Raw genomic sequence first — 6,218 nt, forward strand, 5'->3', positions numbered from 1 at the left:
TTCCGCCAGCAAAAGCGAACGTAAAACTAGATATATTGCTGGGTTTTTAAGAGGCGAGAGCTAATTCCTGGTCCGTGTGAGTTTGGCAGAAACAGGTTGCTGGCGGAAGGGGTGGGATTCGAACCCACGGTACCCTTGCAGGCACGGCGGTTTTCAAGACCGCTGCCTTAAACCACTCGGCCACCCTTCCGCACGACGACGGACTTAGCAAAGCCCCGGCGAGGGGGGAAGGGTTGTTTATGGCCAACACCGGATGCAACGCCGCCGGTCCGCATCCCGCGAACTCGGCGTCGCGCGCCGCCGTCGGCTAATAGCGCCGCCGAACCTTCGGCCTGGCGGGATCCACCCCCACCGGCCGGCCTGGCAGGATCGAGCCGGACTGGTTGGTGACGTAGCCGCGGGATTCCTGCAGGCGTCGCTGGTAGCCCGGTGAGTTCATGATGTTCGAGGCGCCGCCGCGGGCGAGGGCGTCACCTGCGCCCGCGCACCCGAAGAAGGTAACGGCCAACAGGCCCGCTGCAATTGGCCAACATCGTTTCACCGCGCATCTCCTGCATCTGCCTTGTTCAGGCAATGGGGCCGGCCGTGAATGGTTCCGGCCGCATCACCGGCTCTGCAGCGCACCACGCCGCCAATCCCACGGCGTCCGGGACAAGCTGCCAATACGCTCGCCGGCTTAGCTGATTTGCACGACACGCAAATTGTTGGTGGTGCCGGCTTCCTTGAAGGGGATGCCGGCGACCACGACAATGGAGTCGGCCTGCTTGGCGAAGGCTTCCGCGCGCGCGATCTGCGCGGCTTTATCGACCATCTCCTCATAGGTGCCGATGTCGTCGGACAGCACGCTGTGAGCGCCCCACAGCAGCGACAACTGCCGGGCGACGAGCTGGTGCGGCGTGATCGCCAGCAACGACACCTTCGGCCGCTTGCGGGCAATGCGCGCGGCCGTAGTGCCGCTCGAGGTGAAGGCGACGATGGCGGAGGCGTGCAGCGCGGCGGCGAGGTCGGCGGCGGCGGCGGCCACCGCATGCGGTGCGGTCTCTTCCTCGCCGGGATGCGAAGCGTCGATGATCGCGCGGTACATCTTGTGCCGCTCGGTGCTCTCGATGATGCGGTTCATCATCTCCACCGCTTCGCGCGGATATTGCCCCGAGGCGGATTCCGCCGACAGCATCACCGCATCGGCGCCGTCATAGATTGCTGTGGCGACGTCGGAGGCTTCGGCGCGGGTCGGCGTCGGCGCGGCGACCATCGAGTCCAGCATCTGCGTGGCGACGATGACCGGCTTACCGGCCAGCCTGCACGACTTGATCAATTCCTTCTGCCGACCGGGCACGTCCTCGTGGGGAATTTCCACGCCGAGATCGCCGCGCGCGACCATGATCGCGCCGGACAGCCGGATGATGTCGTCGATATGCTCCAGCGCGGCTGGCTTCTCGATCTTCGACATCACGCCGGCGCGGCCGTCGATCAAAGCGAGCGCTTCGATGACGTCGCCTGGCTTCTGCACAAACGACAGCGCGACCCAATCAACGCCAAGCTCCAGGCCGAAAGCAAGGTCAGCGCGGTCTTTTTCGGTCAGTGGCGACAGGTTGAGCACGGCGCTCGGGACATTGACGCCCTTGCGGTTCGAGATGGTGCCGCCGGTGATGATCTTGGCGTCGATGAAATCGGCGCCGATGCCGGTGACACGGACCCGGATTCGACCGTCGTCGATCAACAGGTCGTCGCCGGGCGTCACGGCGTCGAAGATTTCGGGATGGGGCAGGGGGATCGACATCTTGTCGCCGTCCGCGCCCTTCAGCACGAAGCGCACCTGTTCGCCCGCGGCGACCACGAACTTGCCGTCCTTGATGGTGCCGACGCGGATCTTCGGGCCTTGCAGGTCCTGCAGGATGCCGATCGGCCGGCCGAGCTTGGTCTCCAGCGCGCGGATCGCGGCGTGGACCTTGGCGTGGTCGGCATGGGTGCCATGGCTGAAGTTCAGCCGGAACGTATCGACGCCAGCCAGGAACAACGCTTCCAGCATTTCCGGCGACCCGCTCGCCGGACCCACGGTGGCGACGATTTTAGCCCGGCGGTTGCGGCGCATGCTGACTCGGCCGGTGGGCCGTCCCTGGTATTTCTGATTTCATCGACGCGAGTGGTGCGGCGGCTGGAATCAGCCGCCGCGCCAATGAACATAGCCGAGATGTGTGGCAAAGGCGTGCAGGGAAGGAACTTTCTGCCCGCCGCCGTTGCGCATGCTCAGACGCTGGAGCTCTGGATCGCGGCCACCGCGGCGTCGGTGGATTAGCGAATAGGTTGGGTCGATGCCGGAAGCGGCGCGCCGCCGACTGAGATCGCGCCGGCCGGCTTGGGAGCGCTAGGCCTCTTGCGCGGCGCTGCGACCGCGGCAGGCGCAGCGACCGGAGCCGCCGCAAGAGGCGCCGGCGCGGTTGGCCGGGTGGAGGCGACCGCCGGAGGCAGGGCCGGCCTGGGCGATGCGACGGTGTTTTGCAGCAGATCGATCTTGGCTGTCAGGCTGGCGACTTCGTCGGACAGCCTTTTCAAATCACTCTGCTGCGCCGTCAGAAGTTGAGTTGCCGACTGCAGGGCCTCGGAGGTCTGCTGCTGAAACGCCTGAAATTCCGAAGCTGCTACCTGGCTGTTGTCGCTTGCCGAACCAGGCGCGACAACCGGCCCGGCACTGGATCCGAAGCCAGGCAGGTCTGACAGCCGGTCGCCATAGCTGAACCAGGCGAAACCCGCGGCTGCCATCACCGTCAGCACGGCAAATACCACAATCCCCTTGTGGGATCTGGTTGCGCGCAACTGGACGGGTGGGGGTCCAACGTCGATCTGGTCAGCCAAGGAATCGCTCGCTTCGGTGATGCTGTGTCGCTTCCAGTCTCTTAGTTCGCTCTACGTTCTATCACAACGGCAAACACAGAAAACCACAGGCCTGAATTGAGGGGCTCGACGTCGATCCATGCGACGATGCCGTAGGGCCAGGAGGTGGTGAACTAGGTCGATTTGTTGATCTTCTTGATCTTGGCATCGGTGGCCTCCATCGAGGTGGCCAGTTCCAGGATGGCCTTGGACAGGAGCTCAATGGCTTCTTTCTCATCCTGCGAGCGCCCGGCCCGAAGCGCGTAGTTCTTGGCTGACGATAACGACATCGGTCGATTCCCTTGGTGGCGGCCCAACGTTCGGTTCCGCGGTGCGGTCAGGATAGCTCTGCGCGGTAAATAATGGCTTCAGCGGCCGGCCCCGCCGATAACAGGCACCTAGCTTTTGCCGGGGATCGCGCCTATATCTGGAGCGTCGAAAGACGATGGCGCTGAAACTCATAGCGGACTGCGGGCAGACCCGGGGGCGGTACCCGGCGCCTCCACCTCAGCAGCTCTCAAGTCTCACTTCGGTGGGACCGATTTGCCGAAAGGCGAATGACGGGCTGCTCGGGCGGGGGCGAAATAGGATCGATGGCCGCGAAGAAGCTGTGAATTGTTCCCGGCATGATACCGCCGTTATCGGGTCAAAACCTAAATGCAAACGATAACGTTCGCATGAACGAAGTGCGCCTCGCGGCGTAACCGTTCGGGGTAGGTCCACCTTGCAACAGAACGGCCATTGCCGCGTCAACCTTCGGGTTGGCGCGGCTTTTATTTGGGTGGCCGTTAAGCTGGCGTTCAACATGGTGCCCCTGCCAAAGCAACCTTTACGGGTCGGACCGGTTGATCATGCAGCCACACGGGAGCTGAATGACAATGATCTATTTTAGAGCGAGATCTGAGAATATCGGCCGCAAACGGCTATCGACATTGCTACAGTCAGCCGATCGTCTCCGTCTCCATGCCCTTGGCGTCGATGGAGATATCGAGGGCTGGCGTCTGGCGCGGCAGATGCGCGATGCCGTCTCGCTGCCGCAAGCAATGGCCGCAGAACGCGACTTCGGGATTTATCAGCGCGAGCACAAGCTCAATCTTGCGATAGTCGCATAGCGCCTCGTTCCGCAAGCCGCGGAAATTGCACATCGCGCCGTCCGGAAAGGGCGGCGCATTTTGCATTCGGGGGAGCCGCGCAGGCCGGTGCTCAGCCCTTGTCGCCGGCAATCGCGCGATCGATCGCATCGACCACGCTCTGGAATTCAATGAAACGGTTGCGCGCGCGCTCTGCCTTTTCGCGGTCGAACGGTGCCGCCAGCACCTTCGTAAACACGTCGCGCTCCTCGACCATGCGTTCGCGCGCCTTGTTCAGCATTTCGACGCGCTCGCTCATATCTTGCTCCGATGGCCGTGGAATCCAAGCGATAGTGATGCGCGCGGCGTGGCGGGATAGCGAGACAAATCGATGCGATGTTCAGGCGCTCAATGCCTGGTCTTGCTGCGGTTGAGAATACGCCGCGGCGCCGCCTGGTGCTCTCAAGTGCTAACCTTCAAGCGAATGCAATTTTAACCTCGCTGAGCAAGTCTAGCCGCCCGCAGCGACGTAATTTAACCATCATGGCCGACAACATTTCCGTATCGCTCGACTCAGGACAACGGAGCAACTCATGGCCCGGAATTTTGGCGTTCCTCGACAGCTTAATGCTCGAACCGCCGCGCCGATGTGGCCGCTCTGGATCGTCGCTTTGATGGCGGTCGGCGTGATCAACGCGGCGACATTCCTGCACCGCTAGCGGCTTCGCCGGGGCTTTGACGGGCCGGCAGTCGCCAGCTGGCCAGCACATAAAGTTTTAGCCCGCGGCTCAGGCGCGATTCCACCGCGGTGAAGATCGCTGTCGGATGGGCGTCCCAGATTGCGATCTGGTGCAGGGTGACGATCAGGTGCCCATCGCGAAATGCGTACTCGCCCGCCGTGTCGATACCGCCGCAATCCGTTTTTGAAACATCCATTCCTTCCCCCCGCTTGCCGCCGGTGCGCTTCCGTCCGTCGCGTAGAGAAGGCGGATTTGGAGGTGTTCGCAAGCAAATCCAGCGTAAAATGTTACCCGCATTCATCACATGATGGTAACCGAAGCCGTGACCATGCGTTGGTCGGAAACCGAGGGATTAGGATATGGCACGGCATCCGGTCTTCATCGAGGACGGCGACAAGGCGGCTCCCAACGAAGAGCCGCGTGACCAGCCGCCGGGGGAAGAGGAATTGGGCGGCGGCGACATCTGCTCGCCGGAGGAGGAGTCGTCCACCGATGACGACAAGCCGCTCGATTAGGCCGGTGCGAGAAGCGCCCGTTCAGGAGTGCAAGCTCTGGAAGGGTCACGCGCCGGGAGGCGCGGGACGGATTCGCGCGTGGCCAGGCCTACTTCAACGACGTTGAGAGGGCGCCGAACTTGCTCTTGAGCGCACCGCCGAGGCCGCCCACGGCCGCGATAATGACGAGCGAGATGCCGCCTACGAGCAGCCCATACTCGATGGCCGTTGCGCCGGACTGGTCTGCAAGGAATCTGCGAATGAGGTCTTTCATAGGGAGAGAAGTTAGCTCGCCGACGTAAAGCTTCGGTAAATTCGGAAGTCCATTTTTTCGGCAAAACCCTCTTGCGATGAAGTACTTGTTCCATTCTGGAAAACCCGATGGGCCGCCGCGTGCATTCGCCGCGCGGCAGGGAAGGCGGGGCACGATCGGCTTCAACCTTCCGTTTACCATGTCTTGGCTGATCGCATTTCCGCCCAGTTTGGGCTGCGATATGTTCACCTCTTGGTGCGGAAGTGGGGCGTATCGAGATTTACCGGTCGTGAGTGCCTCGATATGGGCATACGGCCGCTGGAATGGTATTGGGGCGTATGGGGATTCGTAGGTCATATCGGCTTCGCCGTGCGGCACGGGCAGCTGCGGCGGTAAGCGCGTGCCTGGCACTAGCCAATTGTGCTTCCTCCGGGAAAATGAGCCGCGTCGATCCGAAATACGGCGTCTCCAGCAGCCCCCGCGTCGTCGGCATGGGCGAACCCGTGCCCAAGGGCGGCGGCACCTACCGCGTCGGCAAGCCCTATACGGTCGGCGGTCGGGTCTATGTGCCCGAGGAAAATCTCAATTATCGCGCCGAAGGCCTGGCCTCCTGGTATGGCGACGACTTTCATGGCCGCCTGACTGCCAATGGCGAAGTGTTCGACATGGCGTCGCTGACCGCGGCGCATCCGACGTTGCCGATTCCGAGCTACGCCCGCGTCACCAATCTCGGCAATGGCAAATCGCTGATCGTACGCATCAACGATCGCGGCCCGTATCACGGCAACCG

10 protein-coding genes, 1 tRNA gene and 1 other RNA gene are annotated in these 6,218 nt (G+C 62.6%); 3 read left to right on the plus strand and 9 right to left on the minus strand.

Annotation, left to right across the window (positions count from 1 at the left end; translation table 11 throughout):
- Positions 1-100: 100 nt before the first annotated feature.
- From JWR89_RS10150 to JWR89_RS10170, 5 genes are all read right to left on the minus strand, one after another.
- Positions 101-190, minus strand: a tRNA-Ser gene (locus tag JWR89_RS10150).
- Positions 191-307: 117 nt separating this feature from the next.
- Positions 308-523, minus strand: coding sequence for a hypothetical protein (locus JWR89_RS10155; protein ID WP_299715183.1), 216 nt, complete (start codon positions 521-523; stop codon positions 308-310).
- 153 nt (positions 524-676) lie between these two features.
- Positions 677-2,092: a pyruvate kinase gene (gene pyk / locus JWR89_RS10160; RefSeq protein ID WP_299715163.1), complete on the minus strand. Its 1,416-nt coding sequence runs from the start codon at positions 2,090-2,092 to the stop codon at positions 677-679.
- A gap of 200 nt (positions 2,093-2,292) precedes the next feature.
- Positions 2,293-2,853, minus strand: coding sequence for a hypothetical protein (locus JWR89_RS10165; RefSeq protein ID WP_299715165.1), 561 nt, complete (start codon positions 2,851-2,853; stop codon positions 2,293-2,295).
- Between the two features lie 152 nt (positions 2,854-3,005).
- Positions 3,006-3,161 (minus strand): hypothetical protein, encoded by a 156-nt coding sequence (locus tag JWR89_RS10170; RefSeq protein WP_299715167.1) that lies wholly within the window; start codon positions 3,159-3,161, stop codon positions 3,006-3,008.
- A 105-nt stretch (positions 3,162-3,266) separates the two neighbouring features.
- On the opposite strand from JWR89_RS10170, the gene ssrA reads away from it, so the two are divergent.
- Positions 3,267-3,614: a transfer-messenger RNA gene (gene ssrA / locus JWR89_RS10175) on the plus strand.
- A gap of 198 nt (positions 3,615-3,812) precedes the next feature.
- Here the strand turns inward: ssrA and JWR89_RS10180 are convergent.
- From JWR89_RS10180 to JWR89_RS10190, 3 genes are all read right to left on the minus strand, one after another.
- The gene (locus JWR89_RS10180) at positions 3,813-4,112 is read right to left on the minus strand and encodes a hypothetical protein (RefSeq protein WP_299715169.1); all 300 of its coding nucleotides are present in this window, start codon (positions 4,110-4,112) and stop codon (positions 3,813-3,815) included.
- Complete coding sequence (locus JWR89_RS10185; RefSeq protein WP_299715172.1) at positions 4,075-4,260, minus strand: hypothetical protein; 186 nt, start codon at positions 4,258-4,260, stop codon at positions 4,075-4,077. Before JWR89_RS10185 ends, JWR89_RS10180 begins: the two co-directional genes overlap by 38 nt.
- A gap of 371 nt (positions 4,261-4,631) precedes the next feature.
- Positions 4,632-4,877, minus strand: a complete 246-nt coding sequence (locus tag JWR89_RS10190) for a hypothetical protein (RefSeq protein WP_299715174.1) — start codon at positions 4,875-4,877, stop codon at positions 4,632-4,634.
- 163 nt (positions 4,878-5,040) lie between these two features.
- Between JWR89_RS10190 and JWR89_RS10195 the strand changes: the two genes are divergently transcribed.
- The gene (locus tag JWR89_RS10195; protein WP_299715177.1) at positions 5,041-5,196 is read left to right on the plus strand and encodes a hypothetical protein; all 156 of its coding nucleotides are present in this window, start codon (positions 5,041-5,043) and stop codon (positions 5,194-5,196) included.
- Positions 5,197-5,284: 88 nt separating this feature from the next.
- On the opposite strand, the gene JWR89_RS10200 is transcribed toward JWR89_RS10195, so the two are convergent.
- Positions 5,285-5,449 carry a Flp family type IVb pilin gene (locus tag JWR89_RS10200; RefSeq protein WP_299715186.1) on the minus strand — a complete coding sequence of 55 codons (165 nt, stop codon included), beginning with the start codon at positions 5,447-5,449 and terminating at the stop codon, positions 5,285-5,287.
- Between the two features lie 317 nt (positions 5,450-5,766).
- Here JWR89_RS10200 and JWR89_RS10205 point away from each other — a divergent pair.
- Positions 5,767-6,218 (plus strand): septal ring lytic transglycosylase RlpA family protein (locus JWR89_RS10205; RefSeq protein ID WP_299715180.1); only part of this gene is annotated, 452 nt, incomplete at its 3' end.

The sequence above is a fragment of the Tardiphaga sp. genome, assembly GCF_028290785.1.
Lineage (GTDB): Bacteria > Pseudomonadota > Alphaproteobacteria > Rhizobiales > Xanthobacteraceae > Tardiphaga.